Source organism: Brevundimonas sp. (assembly GCF_965279155.1).
In the GTDB taxonomy this organism is placed as follows: Bacteria; Pseudomonadota; Alphaproteobacteria; order Caulobacterales; family Caulobacteraceae; genus Brevundimonas.
Map to the genome: position 1 here is coordinate 540,619 of NZ_OZ257138.1, position 22,725 is coordinate 563,343.

General features: G+C 66.5%; 22 protein-coding genes. 6 read left to right on the forward strand and 16 right to left on the reverse strand.

All coding sequences use genetic code 11. The annotated features are described in order from the left end of the window. Positions 1–99 precede the first annotated feature (99 nt). The 3 genes from ACQY72_RS02675 to ACQY72_RS02685 form a co-directional block, all read right to left on the reverse strand. Positions 100–1,140, reverse strand: coding sequence for a rod shape-determining protein (locus ACQY72_RS02675; RefSeq protein ID WP_135195469.1), 1,041 nt, complete (start codon positions 1,138–1,140; stop codon positions 100–102). Between the two features lie 209 nt (positions 1,141–1,349). Continuing rightward, a complete protein-coding gene (locus ACQY72_RS02680) occupies positions 1,350–1,805 on the reverse strand; it encodes a hemerythrin domain-containing protein (protein ID WP_428155561.1) in 456 nt (151 codons plus the stop codon). 74 nt (positions 1,806–1,879) lie between these two features. Next, a complete protein-coding gene (locus ACQY72_RS02685) occupies positions 1,880–2,593 on the reverse strand; it encodes a TVP38/TMEM64 family protein (protein WP_428155562.1) in 714 nt (237 codons plus the stop codon). Between the two features lie 125 nt (positions 2,594–2,718). Between ACQY72_RS02685 and ACQY72_RS02690 the strand changes: the two genes are divergently transcribed. After that, on the forward strand, positions 2,719–3,924 hold the full coding sequence (locus ACQY72_RS02690) for a pyridoxal phosphate-dependent aminotransferase (protein WP_428155564.1): 1,206 nt from the start codon (positions 2,719–2,721) through the stop codon (positions 3,922–3,924). Positions 3,925–3,972: 48 nt separating this feature from the next. Here the strand turns inward: ACQY72_RS02690 and ACQY72_RS02695 are convergent, their stop codons facing one another. The 8 genes from ACQY72_RS02695 to serS all read right to left on the reverse strand — a co-directional run bounded on the left by ACQY72_RS02695 (position 3,973) and on the right by serS (position 11,758). Beyond that, positions 3,973–4,248, reverse strand: a complete 276-nt coding sequence (locus ACQY72_RS02695; RefSeq protein ID WP_428155566.1) for a hypothetical protein — start codon at positions 4,246–4,248, stop codon at positions 3,973–3,975. A gap of 86 nt (positions 4,249–4,334) precedes the next feature. Next, positions 4,335–5,324: a protein translocase subunit SecF gene (gene secF / locus ACQY72_RS02700; protein ID WP_428155568.1), complete on the reverse strand. Its 990-nt coding sequence runs from the start codon at positions 5,322–5,324 to the stop codon at positions 4,335–4,337. Next, on the reverse strand, positions 5,324–6,916 hold the full coding sequence (gene secD / locus ACQY72_RS02705; RefSeq protein ID WP_428155570.1) for a protein translocase subunit SecD: 1,593 nt from the start codon (positions 6,914–6,916) through the stop codon (positions 5,324–5,326). Before secD ends, secF begins: the two co-directional genes overlap by 1 nt. A 34-nt stretch (positions 6,917–6,950) precedes the next feature. Next, on the reverse strand, positions 6,951–7,268 hold the full coding sequence (gene yajC, locus ACQY72_RS02710) for a preprotein translocase subunit YajC (protein ID WP_159844602.1): 318 nt from the start codon (positions 7,266–7,268) through the stop codon (positions 6,951–6,953). A gap of 104 nt (positions 7,269–7,372) precedes the next feature. Continuing rightward, positions 7,373–8,482, reverse strand: coding sequence for a peptidoglycan DD-metalloendopeptidase family protein (locus ACQY72_RS02715; protein WP_428155572.1), 1,110 nt, complete (start codon positions 8,480–8,482; stop codon positions 7,373–7,375). Positions 8,483–8,635: 153 nt separating this feature from the next. Then, positions 8,636–9,280, reverse strand: coding sequence for a protein-L-isoaspartate(D-aspartate) O-methyltransferase (locus tag ACQY72_RS02720; RefSeq protein ID WP_428155574.1), 645 nt, complete (start codon positions 9,278–9,280; stop codon positions 8,636–8,638). Beyond that, on the reverse strand, positions 9,277–10,071 hold the full coding sequence (gene surE, locus ACQY72_RS02725; RefSeq protein ID WP_428155576.1) for a 5'/3'-nucleotidase SurE: 795 nt from the start codon (positions 10,069–10,071) through the stop codon (positions 9,277–9,279). The genes ACQY72_RS02720 and surE overlap by 4 nt, the downstream gene beginning before the upstream one ends. Before the next feature lie 169 nt (positions 10,072–10,240). Beyond that, entirely contained in the window at positions 10,241–11,758 is a 1,518-nt protein-coding gene (gene serS / locus ACQY72_RS02730; RefSeq protein ID WP_428155578.1) for a serine--tRNA ligase, read from the reverse strand. Between the two features lie 847 nt (positions 11,759–12,605). Here serS and ACQY72_RS02735 point away from each other — a divergent pair. Next, positions 12,606–14,363: a patatin-like phospholipase family protein gene (locus ACQY72_RS02735; protein WP_428155580.1), complete on the forward strand. Its 1,758-nt coding sequence runs from the start codon at positions 12,606–12,608 to the stop codon at positions 14,361–14,363. On the opposite strand, the gene ACQY72_RS02740 is transcribed toward ACQY72_RS02735, so the two are convergent. Both ACQY72_RS02740 and ACQY72_RS02745 read right to left on the reverse strand, forming a co-directional pair. Continuing rightward, positions 14,360–16,165 carry an aminopeptidase P family protein gene (locus ACQY72_RS02740; protein ID WP_428155581.1) on the reverse strand — a complete coding sequence of 602 codons (1,806 nt, stop codon included), beginning with the start codon at positions 16,163–16,165 and terminating at the stop codon, positions 14,360–14,362. The genes ACQY72_RS02735 and ACQY72_RS02740 overlap by 4 nt on opposite strands. A 15-nt stretch (positions 16,166–16,180) precedes the next feature. Further along, the gene (locus ACQY72_RS02745; protein ID WP_428155583.1) at positions 16,181–17,044 is read right to left on the reverse strand and encodes a 50S ribosomal protein L11 methyltransferase; all 864 of its coding nucleotides are present in this window, start codon (positions 17,042–17,044) and stop codon (positions 16,181–16,183) included. A 184-nt stretch (positions 17,045–17,228) separates the two neighbouring features. On the opposite strand from ACQY72_RS02745, the gene ACQY72_RS02750 reads away from it, so the two are divergent. From ACQY72_RS02750 to ACQY72_RS02765, 4 genes are all read left to right on the forward strand, one after another. Beyond that, positions 17,229–17,771: a hypothetical protein gene (locus tag ACQY72_RS02750; RefSeq protein ID WP_428155585.1), complete on the forward strand. Its 543-nt coding sequence runs from the start codon at positions 17,229–17,231 to the stop codon at positions 17,769–17,771. A 246-nt stretch (positions 17,772–18,017) separates the two neighbouring features. After that, positions 18,018–19,625, forward strand: a complete 1,608-nt coding sequence (locus ACQY72_RS02755; RefSeq protein ID WP_428155586.1) for a DEAD/DEAH box helicase — start codon at positions 18,018–18,020, stop codon at positions 19,623–19,625. A gap of 111 nt (positions 19,626–19,736) precedes the next feature. Beyond that, entirely contained in the window at positions 19,737–20,786 is a 1,050-nt protein-coding gene (locus ACQY72_RS02760) for a GGDEF domain-containing protein (protein ID WP_428155588.1), read from the forward strand. A gap of 37 nt (positions 20,787–20,823) precedes the next feature. Then, positions 20,824–21,576: a lysophospholipid acyltransferase family protein gene (locus ACQY72_RS02765; RefSeq protein WP_428155590.1), complete on the forward strand. Its 753-nt coding sequence runs from the start codon at positions 20,824–20,826 to the stop codon at positions 21,574–21,576. Here ACQY72_RS02765 and ACQY72_RS02770 read toward each other — a convergent pair. Genes ACQY72_RS02770 through ACQY72_RS02780 form a run of 3 tightly spaced genes read right to left on the reverse strand, consistent with a single transcriptional unit; the run spans position 21,569 to position 22,722 of the window. After that, positions 21,569–21,928, reverse strand: coding sequence for a TfoX/Sxy family protein (locus tag ACQY72_RS02770; RefSeq protein ID WP_428155591.1), 360 nt, complete (start codon positions 21,926–21,928; stop codon positions 21,569–21,571). The genes ACQY72_RS02765 and ACQY72_RS02770 overlap by 8 nt on opposite strands. A 1-nt stretch (position 21,929) precedes the next feature. After that, a complete protein-coding gene (locus tag ACQY72_RS02775) occupies positions 21,930–22,319 on the reverse strand; it encodes a HesB/IscA family protein (RefSeq protein ID WP_428155593.1) in 390 nt (129 codons plus the stop codon). Between the two features lie 13 nt (positions 22,320–22,332). Next, the gene (locus tag ACQY72_RS02780) at positions 22,333–22,722 is read right to left on the reverse strand and encodes an SUF system Fe-S cluster assembly protein (RefSeq protein WP_428155594.1); all 390 of its coding nucleotides are present in this window, start codon (positions 22,720–22,722) and stop codon (positions 22,333–22,335) included. Positions 22,723–22,725 lie beyond the last annotated feature (3 nt).

Here is a 22,725-nt window from a genome sequence, read left to right on the forward strand (position 1 = left end):
TGCCTGCCTATCGCAGGATCAAGGCCGGAATGGAACCGTGATCACGCAGGCCTGACAAGGATTTGCGGCCAAGCTCTCACTTGGCCGCAACGATAATCATCAGAGCGCGGAGTCGAGGATGCCCTTCATCCAGCGCGGGTGTTCCAGAACGCGGCCGCAACCGATAGCGACGCACGACAGCGGATCGTCAGCGACCGAGACCGGCAGGCCGGTGTGGTCGCGGATCTCAATGTCCAGGCCGCGCAACAGGGCGCCGCCGCCCGTCAGCATGATGCCCTTGTCGGCGATGTCAGCGGCCAGTTCCGGCGGGGTGGCTTCCAGCGCGACCTTCACGGCCTCGATGATCTGGGTGACCGGCTCGGCCAGGGCTTCGGCGGCCTGGCGTTCCGAGATACGGACCTCGCGCGGCACGCCCTGCATCAGGTCGCGACCCTTGACCTCGATCGACAGGCCTTCGCCGTCGGCCGGGATACGGGCGGTGCCGATGTCCTTCTTAATGCGTTCGGCGGTCGTTTCGCCGATCAGAAGGTTATGGTTGCGACGCATGTAGCTGATGATGCTGTCGTCCATCTTGTCGCCGCCGACGCGGACCGAACGCGAATAGACGATGCCCGACAGAGACAGGACGGCGACTTCCGTCGTGCCGCCGCCGATGTCGACGACCATCGAACCGGTCGGCTCGTGGATCGGCAGGCCGGCGCCGATCGCGGCGGCCATCGGCTCATCGATCAGACCCACGCGGCGGGCCGAGGCGTTCAGGCAGCTGTCGTTGATCGCGCGACGCTCGACCGCGGTCGCGCCCGAGGGCACGCAGACGATGATCTTCGGGTTCACGAAGCCCTTGCGGTTATGAACCTTGCGGATGAAGTGCTTGATCATCTCTTCGGCGACTTCGAAGTCGGCGATGACGCCGTCGCGCATGGGGCGGATCGCCTCCATGTGACCGGGGGTGCGGCCCAGCATCTGCTTGGCCTCTATGCCCACGGCGTGGACCACCTTGCGTCCGCCGACGTTTCTCAGCGCCACGACCGACGGCTCGTTCAGGACGATGCCCTTGCCCTTCATGTAGATCAGGGTGTTGGCGGTGCCCAGGTCCATCGCGATGTCATTCGAGATCGCGCCGAAAAGGGAAAAACTCATGGGAATCGATACCGTTGTTAGCTGGCAGGGCGTCTGGTTATCTCAGTCGACCTGGCGACGCCCCAACTGCCCCGACATCCCCACGCCGGGCAGTTCCTGATCGTATTCGCCACGCCTACTAGCGGCGGGTGTGCCTGTATGAAACCGGGATTACAAGCCCTGATGACGGTCTCGTCATATGGGGTTCGCATCTGATGTGGATGCAGGGCTCAGGACGAACCGACGTCCTCGTCCCGCGATGCTGCCGATCGCGCATCCGCCGCCTCCATCGCCGGATACAGGGTGTCGTCCTCGCGTGCGACACGGTGCGCCAGGGCGCCGATCAGGCCCTTGGTCACCGTCGCGAACCGGCTCCGATCCGACACAATCCGGGCCTGAGACCACTCTTCGAAATAATGCGCCCAGGCCCCGCTGACCGCCCCCATGTCATCGACATAGTCCTGCGCCAATTGACGAACCGACGGCTCCTCCGACGTCATCAGCACCGGGTACAGTTCGCCATCCTCGATCGCGAGATGTTCCAGCAGGGCCGTGTTCAGCGCGCTCATCAGTTCGCGCGCCCGAGCGGCGTCTTCCTGGGTCTTCAGCACTTCGGCCAGCCCACCCAGCGCGCTGGCGAGGCGGATGATGCGACGATGCTGCGCCTTCAGTATCTCGACATCCATCGCGACACCTCCAAGGCGGCAATATCACAACTTTTGGATGAATCACATCTGAAGAACGAACGACGAGTCGTTCCTCATTCGCCGCGTGCGATCTCTCGTCGCTTCACCAGTTCGCGCACCACCAGCATCAGCACCAGCCACGCCAGCGCCACGCCCGCCAGAATGGCCGAGGTCCAGATCCCGTCGCCGCTGACCGCCGTCATGAACGATCCGCCGAAGAAGGCCACCAGCGCCGTCTTGGGCAGCACCCCCAGTGCGCACCCCGCCAGAAACCCCGGAAACGACGCCCTCGCTGCCCCGAACGCCATATTGACGACGATGAATGGGGCGGACGGCACGTTGCGGATCATGAAGCTGGCGTAGAAGGCGTTCTTGCCGACGAACCGCGTCAGCCGTCCGATCGTCTTGCCGCCATGCCGCTCCAACAATCGCGCCGTCGGTCCCCGCCCCAGCCAGTAAGTCACGCCCGCCGACACAACGGTCGCGATCCAGCTGTAGAGGAACCCGAACCACGGCCCGAACGCCACGACACAGGCCGCGATCAGGATGAACTGCGGCGCGCCGAAGAAGGCCGCGACCGTGAACACCACGATGGCCGCCACCAGCCCCCACGGCCCCTGACGGAAACCGGCCAGCCAGTCTTCCAGCCGTCCCTCGGTCTCCAGACCCAGTTGGCTCTTGCCCACGGCGAACAGGGCGATCATCGCGCCCAGCAACAGGGCCGTCGCCAGCACGGCGCGCCAGCGACGCGCCTCCATGTTCGACAGGAAATCGATGATCCAGCGCATCAGAGGTGCCGCTTATCACCCCGTCCACGTATTGGCGAGCTTCAGCGCATTGTCCCGCGCCGCGACCGCGCGTAAACAACCCCGCCCTCCCCAGGCAAGAATCTTCCAAAACCTATGGGATAGTCATGTCCAGCCTGCAATCTTCCGCCCTCGCCCGCGTCAAGCCTTCGGCCACCATCGCCGTGACCGCACAGGCGCGAAAGCTTAAAGCCGAAGGTCGTGACGTGATCGGCCTGGGCGCCGGAGAGCCGGACTTCGACACCCCGGACAATATCAAACAGGCCGCCATCGACGCGATCCATCGCGGCGAGACCAAATACACCGACGCCGACGGCATGCCCGAGCTGAAGGCCGCCATCGTCGCCAAGTTCAAGCGCGAGAACGGCTTGGACTATACGGCCGCGAACATCCACGTCGCGCCGGGCGGCAAGCCGGTCATCTTCAACGCCCTGGTCGCCACCCTGAACCCCGGCGACGAGGTCATCGTGCCCGCCCCCTATTGGGTCTCCTACCCCGACATGGTTCTGCTGGCCGGCGGCGAGCCCGTCACCGTGGTCGGCGAGGAGAAGGATGGTTTCAAGCTGCTGCCCGCCGTGCTGGAGGCCGCCATCACGCCCCGCACCAAGTGGCTGATCCTGAACAGCCCGTCCAACCCCACGGGCGCCGCCTATACGCGCGCCGAGCTGGAAGCCCTGGCCGAGGTGCTGCGTCGCCATCCCCACGTTTGGGTGCTGACGGACGACATGTATGAGCACCTCGTCTATGGCGACTTCGAATACACCACCATCGCCCAGGTGGCCCCGGACCTGATCGACCGTACACTGACGGTCAACGGCGTCTCGAAGGCCTATGCCATGACCGGCTGGCGCATCGGCTATGCGGGCGGTCCCAAGCCGCTGATCGACCTGATGCGCAAGGTCGCCAGCCAGACGACCTCAAACCCCGCCAGCATCAGCCAGTGGGCGGCGGTCGAGGCCCTGAACGGAACCCAGGACTTCATCCCCGAGCGCAAGGCCGCGTTCGAGCAACGCCGCGACCTGGTCGTGTCGATGCTGAACCAGGCGACGGGCGTCACCTGCGCCACGCCCGAGGGCGCCTTCTACGTCTATCCGTCCATCGCCGGTCTGATCGGAAAGACGACGGAGACGGGCGTGATCATCGACGGCGATTCCACCTTCGCCGCCGAACTGCTGAACGCCGAGGGCGTCGCCGTGGTCCAGGGCGAGGCCTTCGGCCTCAGCCCCTATTTCCGCATCAGCTACGCCACCTCGGACGCCGTGCTGGAAGAAGCCTGCACCCGCATCCAGCGCTTCGCCGCCTCGCTGCGCTGACGAAACAAGGGCGGGGGCTTCGGCCTCCGCCCGCCGTTGCGCGGGCCTCTATTTGCTCGGCTGCGTATAGACGACGCGGCAGTCGCCATCGATGGTGGTGTAGCGATTGTTCGCCGCGTCCACGAACGAGATCCGGCCGCCGTCGTCATATTCGACCTTGCCGGTCGAGCGGCCCTTGAAGTTCTCGACCCCATAGGTCCAGCAAGTAATATCCGCCGGCTTGTCGCCCCATGTGGCGTCATTACGCGCGCGCTTGCTGTCGGTGCAGGCGGACAGGGCGCTGGTCAGGGCGATTGCGGTGACGGTGATGGCGAGAGCTTTCATAAGCCTAGCCTTGCATGGACGACGCCCAAGGAAAAGGCCGCCCAAGCGATGCAAGGGCGGCCTGATTCTCGACGATGGCACCCGACCTACGGCCGGCTGGCCATGCCCAATTTCACCGGCTTGGCGTCGTCGGCCAGCGTGCCGCGCTTGACGCCCCACAGCAGGATGATCGGCGCGCCGACGTAGATCGACGAATAGGTGCCAATGATGATGCCGAACATCAAAGCGATCGAGAAGCCGAACAGAGCCTCGCCGCCGAAGATGGCCAAGGCCGCCAGCACCATCACGGCGGTCACGCCGGTGATGATCGTCCGCGACAGGGTCTCGTTCAGCGACAGGTCGATCACGTCGCGCAGCGGCATGGTCTTGTACTTGCGCAGGTTCTCACGAAGACGGTCGAACACCACCACGGTGTCGTTCATCGAATAGCCGATGACGGTCAGGACGGCGGCGACCATGTTCAGGCTGAACTCCAGCTTGAACAGCACGATCAGTCCGAACGTCAGGATCACGTCGTGCAGCAGGCCGACCACGGCGCCAAAGCCGAACTGCGGCTCGAACCGGAACCAGATGTAGAGGAACATCAGCGCGATCGCGACGCCCAGCGCCAGCAGGCCCGAGGTGAACAGCTCGCCCGACACCTTGGACCCGACGACGCTGACGCCGGAATAGGTGACTTCGCCGACCGCCTGGCTGATGGCGCCCTCGACCTGGTTCACGACCTGGGTCTGGTCGCGGCCTTCCGGCACCTGGAAGCGCAGGATAGCGGTCGAGCCGTCATTCGCATTGTTATCGCGACGCGCGATGCCCTGCACCTGGACATCGCCCAGGTTCAGGCCGTTCACGGACTCGCGCACCCGGTCCAGTTCGATCACCTGACCGGCCGGCTTGGACACTTCCATCGAGGCGCCGCCCCGGAAGTCGATGCCCATGTTCAGGCCGGGATAAAAGCACGACACGATCGCCGCGATGCACAGGACCACAGACAGAACGCCGGCGAACCGGGCGTATTTGACGAAATGGAAGTTCGTCTTCTGCGGCAGCAGTTTGATGAGGGGCCATCCACGCATCGCCATCACTCCGCGATCGGCAGTTTTTTGGGCTTGGCCGTCTTGAGCCAGTAGCCGAGCAGGACCTGGGCGACCAAGACCGAAGAAAAGACCGAGGTGAAGACACCGATGGTCAGGGTCCAGGCGAACCCGCGCACCGGCCCTTCGCCGAACACGAACATGATGCCCGCCGCGACCAGGGTCGTCAGGTTGGCGTCGATGATGGTGCCCATGGCCTTGTTGAAGCCGGCGTCCATCGAGGCGATCACGCTGCGGCCCGACCGGGCCTCGTCACGCATCCGTTCATAGATCAGCACATTGGCGTCCACTGCGACCGCGAAGGTCAGGATCAGACCCGCGATGCCCGGCAATGTCAGTGTGGCCTGGGTCAGCGACATGGCCGCCACGATCAGCACCCCGTTCAGCACCAGGCCGACCACGGACACGCCGCCGAACAGGAAGCCGTAGGCCAGGATCATGAACAGCACGATGATGCCGAAGCCCACAGCCGTCGACAGGGCGCCGGCCTGCACCGCGTCGGCCCCCAGCTCGGCCGTCACGGTCCGACGTTCCTCGACGTTCAGCGGCGCCGGCAGGGCGCCCCCGTTCAGCAGGTTCACCAGGGTCGCCGCTTCCTGAATGGAGAAGGTGCCCGTGATCTGGCCCGACCCGCTGGTGATCGCGCTCTGGATCGTCGGGGCCGAGATGACCTTGCCGTCCAGGATGATGGCGAAGGGCTTCTGCAGGTTGGCGGCGGTCGCTTCGCCGAACCGGCGTGCGCCGGCCCCGTCGAAGCGGAAATCGATGGCCGGGCGGCCGCTCTGGTCCGAACCGACGCCTGCACGGGTCAGGTTTTCGCCCGACACGAGCACGCGCTTCTTGACCAGGTACGGCGTGCCGTCCTCGCCGACCAGCAGTTCGGAATCCGGCGGCACGCGGCCCGCCTGGGCCTCGGTGACCGAGTTTTCGACATCCACCATCTGGAACGTCAGCTGGGCCGTCTGGCCGATGACTTCTTCCAGCTTGGTCGGATCGCTCTCGCCCGGCGCCTGAACCACGATCCGATCCGTGCCTTGGCGAGTGATGGAGGGTTCGCGCGTGCCCAGGCTGTCGATCCGGCGGCGCACCACCTCGATCGACTGATCCACGGCCGTGGCGCCCATGCCGTTCAGCGCGACGTCGGTATAGGCGAAGCGCACGCGGTTATCACCGACACGGCTTGCCGTGCGCTCGACCTGACCGCCAGGCCCCGCCTGACCGCCCAGCTGCTGCAACGCCTTGAACGCCGCATCGCTCTGGGCCGGATTGGCCAGGGTCACGATCACGCCGCCGGCTTCACGTTGGAAGCCATTGGTGGCGATGCCCGCGCCGCTCAGCGTGACCCGAACGTCTTCGATCAGGTTGGTGACGCGCTTTTCGCGCATCGCCGGCACATCGACTTCCAGCAGCAGATACGATCCACCCTGAAGGTCCAGCCCCAGGTTCAGCTTGTTCTTGGGCACGAAGCCCGGAAGCGCTGCGCGTTGGGCATCCGACAGCACGTTCGGGAATGCAAACAGGCAGCCGAACACGGCCGCAGCGACGACGAGTATGACTTTCCAGCGCGACAGCTGAATCATGAGGGCGGTCTCGGTTCAGCGATACGCGAGCGTATCAGGCCTTGGAATCGTTGGCGGCGATGGCGGTGCGGTTGCGCACCTCGGCGATCATGGACTTGACCACGCGCACGTTGACGCTGGGCGCGATCTCGACATTGACCTCGGCCTCTTCGACGCGGGTGACCTTGCCGATCATGCCGCTGCCCAGGACGACCGTGTCGCCACGCTTGACCGCGCCGATAGCGGTCGCATGTTCCTTGGCGCGCTTCTGCTGCGGACGGATCAGCAGGAAGTAGAACAGGATGAAGATGCCGATGATGGGCGCGAAGCCGATCAGTTGCGCCACCAAGCCGCCGTCAGCTGCTCCGCCCATGGGTAGTCTCCGAACATAGAAGGGGCAGCTCTCGTCGGCGCCCCATTAAAACGAGGCGCGGAACCTAGGGCCGCGCCTCGCGGATTGCAACGCGGCTAAATCGATCAGCGCGGCAATACCGTCAGGGGATCGATCGCGACGGGGTCGTCGCCGCGCATCTGACGGGTCTCGAAGTGGATCGAGGGGCGTCCGTCGCCGGCCGTCAGGCCCACGGTGCCGATCTGCTGACCGGCCCGCACGTCCTCGCCGTCCCGCACCGTCGCCGAACCCAGATGGCCATAGACCGTGCGCCAACCGTTGGCGTGGACGATCAGAACCGTCAGCCCCTGCCCGACCAGATCGTCGCCGACATAGGCCACGCGCCCGGCGGCCGAGGCGCTGACCGCCGCGCCCGCAGACGCGCCGATGTTCACGCCGTTGTTGCGCTCGCCCATCCCGACCGGGCCGAACCGCCTCACGATGTCGCCCCGCACGGGCCACAGCAGGTTCGGCTGTCCGGTCGCCGCGGGGCCTTGGGCGGCAGGCGCCTGGGCCGATCCCGACGTAAAGGGCTGGGTCACAGGCCGCGTTTGCACCGGCAGCGCTGCATTGCCCGATGGCGGCGGTGGCGGCGGCGGGATCACGCCATTGTTCGGCACCAGCACTCCGACAGGCGAGGCACCGGTCGCATAGGGATCATTGCCGGTATCCACCGCCGCTTCCGGCAGGATGATTCGCTGACCCGTCGTGATCGCCCCGCGCGGCCCCAGACCGTTCAGGTCGATCAAGGTCTGCACCGGCGTCTGGAACCGCCGCCCGACGCCCGAGATCGTATCGCCGGGCTGGATCACATAGGCCGCCCCCGGTCGAACCGGCGCGGACGACGAGGGATAGGGGGCCGGCGTATAGGCGGGCTGCTGCGCGGTCGGCGGCTGATAGGCCGGCTGGCTCGGCCCTACGCTGACAGTCGGCGGCAAGGCCCCGCCTTCCACCTGGCCGATGGGCGCCGTCGCAGGCGGCGGCGATTCATAGGGACGATAGGGCTGGTTCTGGCTCGGATTCTGAGCCCCGTTCGGATAGGCCGGCTGCTGCGGATAGGCGCCCTGCCCCTGGACCGGCGCCGGATTGGCATGCGTCGAATAGCGCGGCTCGGACGGATAGCTGATGCAGGCCGCCGTGCTCAGCGACGCCCCCGCCACCAGAACCGCTCTCATCCAGCCCGAAATCACCGCCACCGGCTGCTCCTCACATGGTTAAACTCGCCCGCCCGGTGTGCCCGCTCGCGCCCCATAAGCCAACCCCGCAATCATCGCGGAATTGGGGCGTGAAGGTTAACGGCTCAAGCAGCGAGCGACCGTGTCGCGAGCGATAGCCAGCAAAAAGAGAGCCTAGCCCTCCTTCGCCGTCCCCTCGACCAACGGCACGAACCGAACCTCCGTCAGGCTCTCGCGGTGGAACGAGCCATCGCCCTGACCCACATAGCGGTGCAGCATCTGCACCGATGTCCGCCCCACCGGCGCGACCAGCACTCCGTTCGGCTTCAGCTGTTTCAGCAGTTCGGTCGGCTCGGTCGGAGACGCGGCCGTGACCATGATCCGGTCGAACGGCGCCTGCTCGGCCCAGCCCAGGCCGCCGTCGCCATGCCGGGTAATGACGTTGTCGATCTGCAGCGTGCGCAGCTTGGCCTCGGCCTCGACCAGCAGGCTGCGATACCGCTCCACCGAATAGACGTAGCGCGCCAACCGGCTCAGCACCGCGCACTGGTATCCGCTGCCGGTCCCGATCTCCAGCACCCGGTGGCGCGCCTGCACCTCCAGCGCCTGGGTCATCAGGCCGACGATATAAGGCTGGCTGATGGTCTGGGCGCAGTCGATCGGCAGGGCCTGATCCTCCCACGCCTGGTCCAGGAATTTCTCGTGCACGAAGACCGCGCGGTCGATGCCCTCCATCGCCTTCAGCACGCGCGGGTCCGTGACCCCCTGCTGCCTCAGCGACAGGATCAGCCTCCCGGCCCGGTCGTCGTGCAGATTCATGCAGCCGTCACCACAGTTTTAGGCGGCGCCCCGCCCAGCACCTTCTTCAGGTCATGCACGCTGGTCATGTGCGTCAGGTCGATATGCAGCGGCGTGACCGAAATCCGCCCTTCCTCGATGGCCCTCAGGTCCGTGCCCTCGGCATGCTCCTGCTTCTCGCCGCGGAAGCTCATCCAGTAATAGTCCCGCCCGCGCAGGTCGACGCGCCGCACCGCATGCATCTCGCCCACATTGCGGAAGCCCTGGGTCGTCACCTCGACCTGTTCCACCGCCTCCGGCGGGCGGTTGGGGAAGTTCAGGTTCATCACCACGCCCGGCGCCCATTTCTGGTCCAGCAGGCGGCTGATGATCGCCGGCGCGAACGCCTCGGCCGTCTCCCAGTGCGCCACGACCTCGTCGTGGAACCGCTCCAGGCTTTGGCTCAGGGCGATGGAGCGGATGCCGAACGCCATCCCCTGCAACGCGCCCGCCACCGTGCCGGAATAGCTGACGTCCTCGCCGATATTGTGCCCCCGGTTCACGCCCGACAGCACCAGGTCCGGCTTGTCCGGCATCAGGTCGTTGACCGCCAGCACGACACAGTCGGTCGGCGTCCCCGTCACCGCAAACCGCTTCTCGCCCAGGTTCATCACCCGCAGCGGCTCGGTCAGGGTGATCCCCCGCCCCTTGCCCGACTGCTCGACGGCGGGCGCGCACACCCACACGTCGTCGCTCAGCGTGCGCGCAATCCGCTCAAGACATTCAAGGCCTTCCGCCTCGATCCCGTCGTCGTTCGTCAGCAGGATTCTCATCCCTCAACTCCCTGTTCGCGAAGGCGAACGGGGAGGACAGGTCGGAGCATCGCGACGACCAGGAGGGGGCGACCCGGCGCCCGACGTTCGACACCCGGTCGACCCCACCTGACCGCTGCGCGGTCTATCCTCCCCACGCGCCTCCGCGCGCGGAGAGGTGAAGGACGGCTCACTTGGCAGCTCCCACATGCGTCAACCCGCCCATATACGGCTGCAACACCGCCGGCACCGCAATCCGCCCGTCCTCCTGCTGATAGTTCTCCATGATCGCCACCAGCGTCCGCCCTACCGCCAGCCCCGACCCGTTCAGCGTGTGGACGAACTCGGTCTTCTTCTCGCCGGCCCGCTTGAACCGCGCATCCATGCGCCGCGCCTGGAAATCCCCGCAGTTCGAGCACGAACTGATCTCGCGATAGGTCCCCTGGCTAGGCAGCCAGACCTCCAGGTCGAAGGTCTTCTGCGCCGAAAAGCCCATGTCGCCCTTGCACAGCAGCATGCGCCGGAACGGCAGCTCCAGCTTCTTCAGCACCGCCTCGGCGCAGGCCGTCATCCGCTCGTGCTCGGCGTCGCTGTCTTCCGGCCGCGCGATCGACACCATCTCGACCTTGGAGAACTGGTGCTGACGGATCAGCCCGCGCGTATCGCGCCCCGCCGACCCCGCTTCGGCCCGGAAGCACGGCGTCAACGCCGTCATCCGCATCGGCGTCGCCAGCGCGTCCTCGGACAGGATGGTCTCGCGCACGAGGTTGGTCAGAGAGACTTCGGCGGTGGGGATGAGAAAATGGCGCTCTGAAAACACGCCTGCTTTGAGCTGCCTGCGTAGCTCCTCCGCTCGCTTACGACTTGTTTCACGCATCATAACACTGAAGCCGCCGGAAACAGCCATTTCGAATTGTTGCCCCGACAACCGGCGATTCTCATCTTGCAGGCGTTCGAACACCTCCTTGAGAGCATCTAGCTGGTGCTCAATGGCTAGTTCTTCAGTTCGCTCGTACTCGTCCCAATCAACCGACGTAGCCGCAAACAGATCATCCTCGAACTTCGGCAACTGCCCGGTCCCGAACATCGCCTCGTCCCGCACCAGCAGCGGCGGATTCACTTCCAGATACCCGTGCTGATCCGTCTGCAGGTCCAGCATGAACTGGCCGACGGCCCGTTCCAGCCGCGCCAGTTGCCCCTTCAGCACCGCGAACCGTGCGCCCGACATCCTGGCCGCCGCCTCGAAGTCCAGCATCCCCAGGGCCTCGCCCAGGTCGGCGTGATCCTTGGCCGGGCCGGTGCGACGCGGCTCGCCCCAGGTCGAAACCTCGACGTTGCTCGCCTCGTCCTCGCCGTCCGGCACATCCTCGGCCGCCAGGTTCTTCTGCGCCGCCAGCAGGTCGCGCAGTTCCTTGCCCACGCGCGCCTCGACCTCGGCCGCCGCCGCGATGTCGCCCTTCAGCGCCTCGACCTCGGCCTTCAGCCGATCCGCCTCGGCCATGTCCTTGCGCCCCATGGCGGCGCCGATCAGCTTGGAGGCCGCATTGCGCTTGGCCAGGGCGTCCTGGCCCGTCGTCTGGGCGTGGCGCAGTTCGGCGTCCAGCCGCAGGATGTCCGCCACCAGCCCATCCGGCTCGTCCACCCCGCGCGACGACCAGCCCGCCACGTAAACCTGGGGGTTCTCGCGAATGGCTCTGATGTCGTGCATGGTCTGAAACTTCGGCTGGGCGGGAGAAGCCGAACGCTCTACCCGCCCACGCGGTTACGGGCAACGCGCGAAGCTCGCACCATCGTCTCCTCCCCACTCGTGGGGAGGGGGACCGCGAAGCGGTGGAGGGGCTCTTGAAGTCCCACAGGCGGCTCGCCCTCCTTTTTAAGTCCGTCATCCTCGGCCTTGTGCCGAGGACCCACGGTCAGGCGGAATCGAACGTCGAAGAAGGCGCACAACGGTTCGTGCGCCCCGCGCGGTGATCGTGCGACGGACGGGTGGGTCCTCGGCACAAGGCCGAGGATGACGGGTATAGAGAAGCATAATGGCGCCCCAAACATCACAATGCCGCTGGTTCATCTCTAGAGATTTCAGTAGCTTGCGGATTTATGTCCCCCTTCTCCCATCCCCCCTCCGAAACGCGCGTATTCTAACGCCGTCCCGTCGCCCGGAGGGCTCGCTTGGCCTGCGACCTTGCGGCGGCGGGAGCGGATGGAACGGGAGCGATGGTGAAATTCCATCGCGCTGACATCGACTCATGGAGCGGTGTCGGAGGGTCGAGGGGGATACTCGGCCGCACTCGGGATGACCCTCGCAGGGGTCACCGACCTGTCGCAGGCTTATGGGGTTAGGCGATAAGACCGCCACCGCTCGACGCCCCGAGCTTGCAGGCCAACCAACCGCGCGGAGCGTCTATCCTTCGTCGAAACGGTAACACCTAAACCAAACTCCGGGCGAAGGCCCGGCGCTCCGCCCAGCCCTCCAAACTTCGCAGCGAAAGCGCGAAGACGAAGCCGATTCTCCCGCCCCAATTCACCAACCCTAGAATCTCGCCTACAACCCCATCATGGCCACGCTTCGTCCCGACACGCTGGCGGCATCGCTCGCGCGCATTTTCGAAGGTCGGATGATCGACCGGGCCAGTTGGTTCGCCCTGACCGGCGGCGAGCCGCTGTTCTCGGAAGGTGATCCCTCCGACACCCTTTATCTGGTCCGCTCGGGCCGTCTGGGCGTCTTCCGCCTGGACGCGGATCAGCCGCCGCACATGCTGGGCGTGGTCAAGACGGGCGAGCCGGTGGGCGAGATGGCCATGCTGGCCGGCACCCCCCACACCGCCACCGTCGTCGCCCTGAGGGACAGCGAGATCCTGGCCCTGCCGCGCGAGGCCTTCTTCGAGGCCGCCCGCACCGAGCCGGACCTGATGGTCGAGCTATCGCGCCTGATGATCCACCGCGCCCGAGAACGCACCGCCGGCGCGTCGGAGCCCAGCGTCTTCGGCTTCGTCTCGGCCCGCCCCCGCCCGATCCGCGCCTTCGTCGAGCGCATCGGCGCCGCCATCCAGGCCATGGGCTTCACCTGCCAGGTCATCGACCAGTCGGCCCTGACTTCGGCCGCCGAATGGTTCAGCCGCGTCGAGGGCGACCACGACTACGTCCTCTATGTCGCCGAACAGGATCAGCCGACCTGGGCCAATCTGTGCGCGCGCCAGGTGGACCGGATGTTCATCGTCGGCAGCGGGCTTCTGGCCCCGCCTTCCGCCGTGCCGCGTCGCATGGGCTTCGGCGACGGGCGGCGGCTGACCGATCTGATCCTGCTGCGCGATCCGCGCATGCACCAACCCGCCAACACCCGCGTCTGGCTGGAGGCGCTTCAGCCCGACCGCTGGTTCCATTGCGTCGAAGGGGTGACCGGCGACGCCGAGCGGATTGCCCGCGTCGTCACCGGCACGGCCGTCGGCTTGGTTCTGTCGGGCGGCGGCGCCCGGGCCTATTGCCACATCGGCGCGATCAAGGCGCTGGAAGAGGCCAAGGTGCCCATCGACTTCGCCGGAGGATCATCCATGGGCGCGGTCGTCGCCGCCGGTCCCGCCCTGGGCTGGAGTTACGAACGACTGGATTTCGAGATCCGCCGCGCCTTCGTCGATTCCGACCCGCTATCGGATCTGGCGGTGCCGATCATCGCCATGTCGCGCGCCCGCAAGGTCGCCGGCCTGCTGGAACGGGCCTATGGCGACATCGACCTGGCGGACCTGGCCCTGCCCTTCTTCGCCGTCTCGTCCAACCTGACCTCGGGCCGGATCGAGGCGCATCGCACCGGCCTGATGCGCCGCGCCATGCGCGCCTCCATCGCCATTCCCGGCGTGCTGCCGCCCGTCGTGATCGACGGTCAGGTGCTGGTGGACGGCGCCGTGCTCAAGAACTTCCCCACCAGCGTGATGCGCCAGCTGAACAGCGGCCCCATCGTCGGCGTGGACATGTCGCAGACGCGCGGCGTCGATCCCCAGTCGCTGGAGAACCCGCCGTCCTGGTGGAAATGGATCCTGTCGGGGGCCTGGAAGGCCGGCCCGCCCATCGTCTCGATCCTGATGCGGTCGGCGACCATCACCACCGACACCGAGATGAAGCAGTCGCGCGCCGACGCCGATGTGCTGATCCTGCCCCGGCTCGACAGCACCGACATCCGCGACTGGAAGACCTACGACGGTCCCGTCGCCACGGGCTACGAGGCGACCAAGGCGGCGCTGGCGGACCTGCCCTGCCCCGTCACCCAGATCCGACACTGTCCGACCGAAAGACCCAAACTGTCAGCAGAAGCGGAGGTTTAAAGCGGCGCGCACGCCCCTTCGAGCCAGGCCCGCACCTCGCCATCCACCAACGGCCCGACCTTGGCCAGGGTCTCGGCGTGATAGGCGTCGACATAGGCCCGCTCGTCCGGCGTCAGCAGATCGACGGCGATCAGCTTGCGGTCGATGGGCGCGAACGTCAGCTGCTCGAACCCATGCATCGGCCGCTCGCCGCCCTCGGGAACCACGGCCGGCGTCACCACCTGCAGGGTCTCGATGCGGATGCCCCAATGGCCCTCGCGGTAATAGCCGGGCTCGTTAGACAGGATCATCCCCTCCAGCAGCGGCTGGGCCGTGCCCCATTTGGCGATCCGCTGCGGCCCCTCGTGGACCCCCAGATAGGAACCGACGCCGTGGCCCGTGCCGTGATCGTAATCCAGCCCCGCCGCCCACATCGGCGCACGCGCAATGGCGTCCAGGGCCATGCCGCTGGTCCCCGCTGGGAAGCGGATGGTCGCCATGGCGATATGGGCCTTCAGCACCAGGGTGAACTTGTGACGCTGGTCCTCGGTCGGTTCGCCCACCGCCATGGTGCGCGTCACGTCGGTCGTCCCGTCCAGATACTGACCGCCGCCGTCCACCAGCAGCAGCGAGCCGGTCTCGACGTTGCGGATCGTGGCGCCGACCGGCTTGTAATGCGGCAGAGCCCCGTTCGGCCCGGCCCCGGCGATGGTGTCGAAACTCAGGTCCTTCAGCGCCCCGGTCTCCTCGCGGAACCGCTCCAGCGCCTCGACCACCTCGCGCTCGTTCGGCAAGGTCTCCTGAACCACCGTATCGACCCAGTGCAGGAACCGGCTCAGCGCCGCCCCGTCGCGGATATGCGCCTGGCGGCTGCCTTCGATCTCGACCGCATTCTTGGCCGCGCGGGGAATGGCGCACGGGTCCATCGCCCGCACCACCGTCGCCCCGGAGCTTTCCAGCCGGTCGAAATACCAGGCCGAGGACAGCGACGGATCGATCATGACCTTCTGGCCCGACAGCCCGTCCAGCGCATCCGCCAACTGCTCCGTCGCCTCGATCCGCACCTCGTCGCCCAGCCAGCCGGGCAGCGCATTCGTCACCTTGGCCGGATCAAGGAACAGCCGCGCCTTGCCGTCCGCCGCCAATATGGCCTGGCCGATCGGCAGGGGCGAACGGATCACGTCTCCGCCGCGCACATTGAACAGCCAGGCGATCGACATCGGCGCCGTCAGCACCACGGCGTCGGCGCCAGCGTCAGCCACGGCCTTGCCGATCCGCGCCCGCTTCGCCGCATGGCTCTCGCCGGAATAGACATCTTCGTGCGGAACGACCGGCGCCGTCGGCTGAGCCGGACGATCCGCGCCCCAGGCCAAGTCCAGCGGATTGGCGTCCACGGCCTTCAGCGTCGCCCCCGCCTTCTGCGCCGCCGCCTTGAAGGCGACCAGGGCGTCGGGGCTGTGCAGGCGCGGATCGTAACCGATCACCGCCCCCTTCGCCGCCGTCTCCAGATAGGCGGCGACCTCGGTCAGATCGTGCCGCTCCAGCAGGGCCGGATCGGTCTGGGCCTTCACCTGAACCGTATAGCGGCCGTCGGTGAACATGCTGGCCCGGTCCTGAAACACCACCGCCGCCCCGGCCGAGCCTGTAAAGCCCGTCGCCCAGGCCAGCCGCTCATTGGCGTCCGGCAGATACTCGTTCTGATGCTCGTCCTCGTGCGGGATCAGAAAGCCGTCCAGCCCCTGCTTGGCCATCTCGGCGCGCAGCAGCGGCAGGTGCTTGGCCCCGAAGGACGGATCGGTCGTTTCGTCGAAAGTCTGGCGCATGATCGTCTTTGTCCCTCAGCCCTTGCGCAGTTGCAGCGCGCTCCAGGCGTCGTGATGAATGGTCTGTTCCACCACGAATCCCAGCGGCAGATAGGCCTCCAGCACCCGCTCCTCCTGCGTGCGCAGCAGGCCCGACAGAATGGCGACCCCGCCGGTCTTCAGCGCGGCGCCGATCTCGGGCGCCAGTTCGACCAGGGGCGCAGCCAGGATGTTGGCGAACACCAGATCGTACGGCAGGTGCTGGGCGATGCGCGGATCGCTCAAACCATCGGCGAAATAGAAGTCGCATTTCGCCTCGTTGATCTCGGCGTTCTCGTTGGCGATCCGCGCCGACGGCTCGTCGATGTCGGTGCCGACCGCGATGGGCGTGCCTGTCTTGGCCGCCGCGATGGCCAGCACGCCTGTGCCGCAACCGACGTCCAGTACTTTCTCGAAGGTCTCGGTCTTCAACAGGTTGTCGAACGCCTCAAGGCAGCCGACCGTCGTGCCGTGGTGGCCTGTGCCGAAGGCGGCGCCCGCGTCGATCTTCAGCGTCACCCGGCCTTCGGGCACCTTGCCCTGATCGTGCGCGCCATAGACGAAGAAGCGCCCGGCCTCGACCGGCGGCAGGCCCGACAACGACATGGCCAGCCAGTCGGCGTCCGCCAGCTTCTCGACCAGGACCGTGACCGGATGATCGGCCAGCACGGCCTTCAGTCCCTCGACCTCGTCATCGGTCGTGGGGAAGGCGTCGATGCGCCAGACGTCGTTGTCCTCGTCCTCTTCCAGGATGGAATAGGTCGCGCCTTCCAGCCGGGGATCGGCGTCGATGGCCTCGGCGGCGGCTTCTGCGGCGGCGCGGGGGCCGCGTGCGATTATCTGAAGAGCGGACTCGGACATTTCTCAAACACCGGTAATATGGCGAATCGTAGCGATCCGGCGTTGTCTGCCCGTCGCCGCCGCGTTTTTATCAAACCGAGGGGTCGGGGAATACATGGCCAAGTCACCGTCTACGTCTAAACCAGCGTCGCCAAAGCCGGCGACCGCCGCTTCCAAGCCTAAAGCCGCGCCGAAGTCGAGCGCCGTGAAGCCCGCCGCCGCGAAAACCGCTGAGCCCAAGGCAGCCGCCAAGCCCGCTGCGGCGCCCAAGCCTGCCGCCGCAAAGGCCGTCGTACCGAAAGCCGCTGCACCGAAAGCCGCTGCCAAGGCCGTAGCTCCCAAGGCCGCCGCCAAGCCGAAGGCCGCCCCAGCCGCCAAGGCTCCGGTCGCCGCCAAGGCCCCCGCTCCGAAAGCTGCGCCCAAGGTCGCCGCGAAGACCGCCGCTTCAAAGGCTGCTGCTCCCAAGGTTGCCGCACCGAAAGCTGCTGCTCCGAAAGCCGCCGCTGCAAAACCGGCTGCAACGCCCAAGGCCGCTCCGGTCGCCAAACCCGCCGCCGCTGTCGCTGCACCCAAGCCCGCAGAACCGGTCGCCGCGCCCAAGCCGGCTCCGACGCCCGTCGCCGCTGCTCCGGCTCCGGCGCCCAAGCCGGTCGAGGCCCCCAAGCCCGCAGTTGCTCCGGCCGCCGCCAAGCCCGAGGAAAAGGGCTTCTTCGCCAAGCTGGGCGACATGATCTTCGGCAAGCGCTGATCGCACCTCGCGTCTGACGTTGCAGATCGCCGGACGGTTCGCCCGTCCGGCGATTTTCGTTTACGCACCCATCATTTGCGCCACCGCCATACCCAGGCGAAAACCGGGAATACTTGACTTTGGCGCAGGGGCTTCTATATGCTCCCCCAGCCTCGGGACAGGTCTGCGATCCGCGCCGCCCGCTCGCCCAAAGAGGGGCGGTTCCGTTGCTGTTACGCACGCAGACGCTTTCTCTCCCAAGGATTCATGACCGAATTTTCCCAACTGGGCCTCTCGCCCACGACTCTTAAGGCCGTTGCCGACACCGGCTACACGACCGCCACCCCCATTCAGGAACAGGCGATCCCCGTCGCCCTCGCCGGCCGCGACGTCCTAGGCATCGCCCAGACCGGCACCGGCAAGACGGCCGCCTTCACCCTGCCGCTGGTCGATCGCCTGTCCACCGGTCGCGCCCGCGCCCGGATGCCGCGCGCCATCGTCCTGGCTCCGACCCGCGAACTGGCCGACCAGGTCGCCGAAAGCTTCGCCAAATATGCCAAGGGCACCAAACTCACCTGGGTGCTGCTGATCGGCGGCGTCTCCATGGGCGACCAAGTGGCGGCGCTCAACAAGGGCGTCGATGTCCTGATCGCCACGCCGGGCCGCCTGCTGGACCTGTTCGAACGCGGCAAGATGATGCTGAACGGCGTCGAGATCATGGTCGTGGACGAGGCCGACCGCATGCTCGACATGGGCTTCATCCCCGACATCGAGAAAATCTTCAAACTGACGCCGCCGCGTCGTCAGACCCTGTTCTTCTCGGCCACCATGCCGCCCGAGATCACGCGCCTGACGACCGCCTTCCTCAAGGATCCGACCCGGATCGAGGCCTCGCGTCCGGCGATGACCGCCGACACCATCACCCAGTATGTCGTCCGCATCCCGACCTCGGACCCCAAGGCCAAGCGCACCGCCCTGCGCGCCCTGGTCGGCCGTGAGGATGTGAAGAACGGCATCGTCTTCTGCAATCGCAAGTCCGAAGTCGACATCGTCGCCAAGTCGCTGAAGCAGCACGGCTTCGACGCCGCGCCGATCCACGGCGACCTGGACCAGTCGCAACGCACCAAGACCCTGGCGGACTTCCGCTCGGGCGCGCTGAAGATCCTGGTGGCCTCCGACGTCGCCGCGCGCGGCCTGGACATCCCTGACGTCAGCCACGTCTTCAACTACGACGTCTCGCACCACGCCGACGACTACGTCCACCGCATCGGCCGCACAGGCCGTGCGGGCAAACTTGGTCAGGCCTTCATGATCGTGACCCCGGCCGACGACAAGTCGCTGGATAAGGTGCTGAAGCTGATCAAGATGGACCCGCAGGAGCTGGTTCTGGACGGCATCGACTTCGCCGCCATCAAGGACGGCCCCGCCCGCGACGACAAAAGCTCCGGCGGGCGCGAACGCACTGGCGAACGCAGCCGCAGCCGGTCGCGCAGCAGCAATGCCCCCGCCGCCGAGCCAAGCGAAGTCGCCGCCGTCGCTGCACCCCAGCCTGCTCAGGCTCCAGCTCAGGAAACCGAAGCGCCCCGCAGCCGCAGCCGTCGCAAGGCCCGCCCGGAAGCCGCCGTCGAAGCGGCCGCTCCTGCCCCGGTTGCGGTCGAAACCGTCGAGGCCGTCGAGGTGGTCGAAACGCCCCGCGCCCCGCGTCCCGACCGTGCAGAGCGTCCCGACCGCGCGGACCGCGAGCCTCATCTGTTGCAATCCGACCGCCGCGGCGACCGCAAGGCCGCCAAGGACGAACCACAGCGTCAGGGCGTGCGCGGCTTCGGTGACGACATCCCGGCCTTCCTGCGTCGGCCGGTCATCGTTCGCGCCTGAATTCGCACATAACGGCGCGGTGAAATCCCGCGCCGTTTACCCTGCATTACGGAACACTCCTTAGTGTCCGCCCCGAGATGGCTCCAGAACAGGAGCCAAAGGGGAAGAAGAATGTCCAAACAGGTCGAGACGTCGCTCCGGGGTCCACAAGCCTACGCCCTGGCGCGTGATGTCATCGCCGAAATGGAAAAGGCCGGCGTCTGGCCGACGCCGCTGAACTTCGAACTCTGGCTGCACTATCTCAGCGATCCTGACGGCGCCCTGGCCCAGGAAATCCGACGCCTTCTCTCCCAGTCCACGGTCATCACCGACAAGACGTCGGAGATGCTGGCCGCCGAGTTCTTGCCGCGTGGGCGTCTGCCGGATCAGATCCGCGACGTCGGCGCTGTGCTCGACCGCGAACTGGCCAGCGTCGCCAGCGCCATCGCCATGGCCCACAAGACCCAGGCCGACTATGGCCACACCCTCGCCGACGCCTCCCACTCCATGGAAACCGTCGAGGATCCGTCCTCACTGAAGGATTTGGTCGGCGGCCTGTCGACCGCGACCAACCGCGTGCGCCGCGAGACCGCGATCCTGGAAAAACGCCTGGAGAAATCCAACAAGGAAGTCATCCGCCTGCGCGAGAACCTGGAACAGGTGCGCCGCGACGCCATGACGGACGCCCTGACCAACCTGGCCAACCGCAAGGCCTTCGACGAACGGCTGGAGGCCGCTTGCGCCGAGGACGACGGATCGCCGCTCAGCCTGGCCATCCTCGACATCGATCACTTCAAGCGGTTCAACGACACTTGGGGCCACCAGACCGGCGATCAGGTGCTGCGCTATGTCTCCACCGTCCTGTCCAACATCTGCGGCAAGACCCGGTTCGCGGCCCGGTTCGGCGGCGAAGAGTTCGCCATCATCTTCCCCGGCGAAGGCGCAGGCGTCGTCATGGCGGCGCTGGAAAGCATTCGCACCGACGTGGCCTCGCGCGCCCTGCGTCGCCGCTCGACAAACGACGACCTGGGCTCGGTGACCATATCCGCCGGCTTCGCCCAGCGGCAGAAGGGTGAAACCGCCGCCAGCCTGCTGGAGCGCGCCGACGCCGCCCTCTACGAATCCAAGCGCGCCGGTCGAAACTGCGTCACCGCCGCGACCGCGCTGGAAAAAGCGGCTTAGAGCCTGACAAGGCCAAGCTTTCTGCCATAGTCGCCCGATGCGCAGCTTCGCCTTCAATATCGCCTACTGGATCCTGTCGATCGGCTACGGGCTGACGGCGGCCTTTGCGGCGCTCGCGCCCGGTCGCGGTCCCGCCAGCTGGGTCATCCGCCGCTATGTGAAGCGCATGGTCCAGGCGATGGCGATCTTCGCCGGCATCAAACTGGACGTGCGCGGCAAGGACCGGCTGCCCGAAGGCGCCTTCATCATCGCCTCGAAACATCAGAGCTGGGGCGACGGCTTCGCCACCTACGACCAGTTCGACGACATCGCCTTCGTCACCGGCGACCATCTGGAAAAGTTTCCCCTGCTGGGCGGGGTGCTGAAGAAGCTGGGCGCCATCGTCGTCAACAGCTGCGGCGGCCATGAAGCCCGCAAGGCCCTGGCCATGCGCGCCGCCGAGGCCCGCGCCGAGAACCGCAAGATCCTGATCTATCCCGAGGGCCACCTTGCCCCCGTCGGCCAGAAGTTCAAATACCGCTCGGGTGTCTGGCACATGTACCGCGATTTCGACGTCCCAGTCGTACCGCTGGCCACCAACCTCGGCGTCTTCTGGCCCGAGGAGAAATACGAAAAACACCCCGGCACGGCGACGCTGGAGTTCCTCGAACCCATCCCCGTCGGCCTACCCAAGGACGAGTTCCTGGCCCGCCTCGAAGCCGTCATCGAAACCCGCACCGCCGAACTGGTCGCCCAGGCGACGGGTCAGCCGGTCACGCCGGCCGTGCTGGTGGAGGCGCCAATTAAGTAGCGGACTTGGGCTTCTTCCCCAGCGCCTTCTTCACCGCCACCTCCAGCGACCGCCGCGCCCAGGCGACCGCCTCGTCGGGATCGTCCAGCGCCGTCTCTGGCAGGGTCCAATATCCCATGCTCATCGTCCGCCCGTCCTTGGTCGGATAGGTGAACTGACGCGAGCCGGCCTCCACGAAGGCTTCGCCCAACGCCTCGTCGCCCTTCAGCCAGACCACGCCGTCATCCAACAGGGCGAACATGACGCCGGCGGCATAGACCCCCGCCCCGCCGAACATTCGCTTGATCTCCAGCCGGCCGAGCGCATGGAAATGCTCCCGCACCCATTCGCCAAAGTCCGCGTCGTAAGCCATCTCAGCCGGCGGCGACCGGAACGATGGTCACGCTCTCTCCGCACCCGCAGGCGTCGGTCTGGTTCGGATTGTTGAACACGAACTTGGACGCCAGACGCGTCGTCTCGTAGTCGATCTCGGTGCCGATCAGGAACAGCACGGCCTTGGGCTCGATAAGGATGGTGACGCCCTTGTCCTCGACCACCTCGTCCAGCGGCCCGACGCTGTCGGCATAGGCGAAGGTGTATTCCTGCCCCGCACAGCCGCCGTTCTTGATCCCGATCTTCAGACCGATGTGGTCGTTCTCGGCATTGTCCAAAATCTCGCGCACGCGCTCGGCGGCGGCGTCCGTCAGGGTGACGGCCTTGGGTCGCGGGCGGCGGGGACGGGATGTGGTTTGAAGATCGGTCATCAGAACATATCCATCAGAACATATTCAGGGCCAGCTTGGCCTCGTCGCTCATCTTGGAGCTGTCCCACGGCGGGTCGAACACCAGATTGACCTTGGCGCTGCGCACGCCCTCGACCTTCTCGACCGCCGTCTCGACCCAGCCGGGCATTTCGCCGGCGACCGGACAGCCCGGCGCCGTCAGGGTCATGTCCACCACCACGTCGCGGTCGTCGTTGACATCCACCCGGTAGATCAGGCCCAGTTCATAGATGTCGACCGGGATTTCGGGGTCATAGACCGACTTCAACGCCTCGATCAGCTGTTCGGTCAGCGTGTCCAGCTCGGCCTGCGACAGGGCGCTCTTCTGGGGTTCGTCCCAGGCGTCCTTGAAGGCGTCGCTGTCTTGAATAGATTGATCTGTCATCGG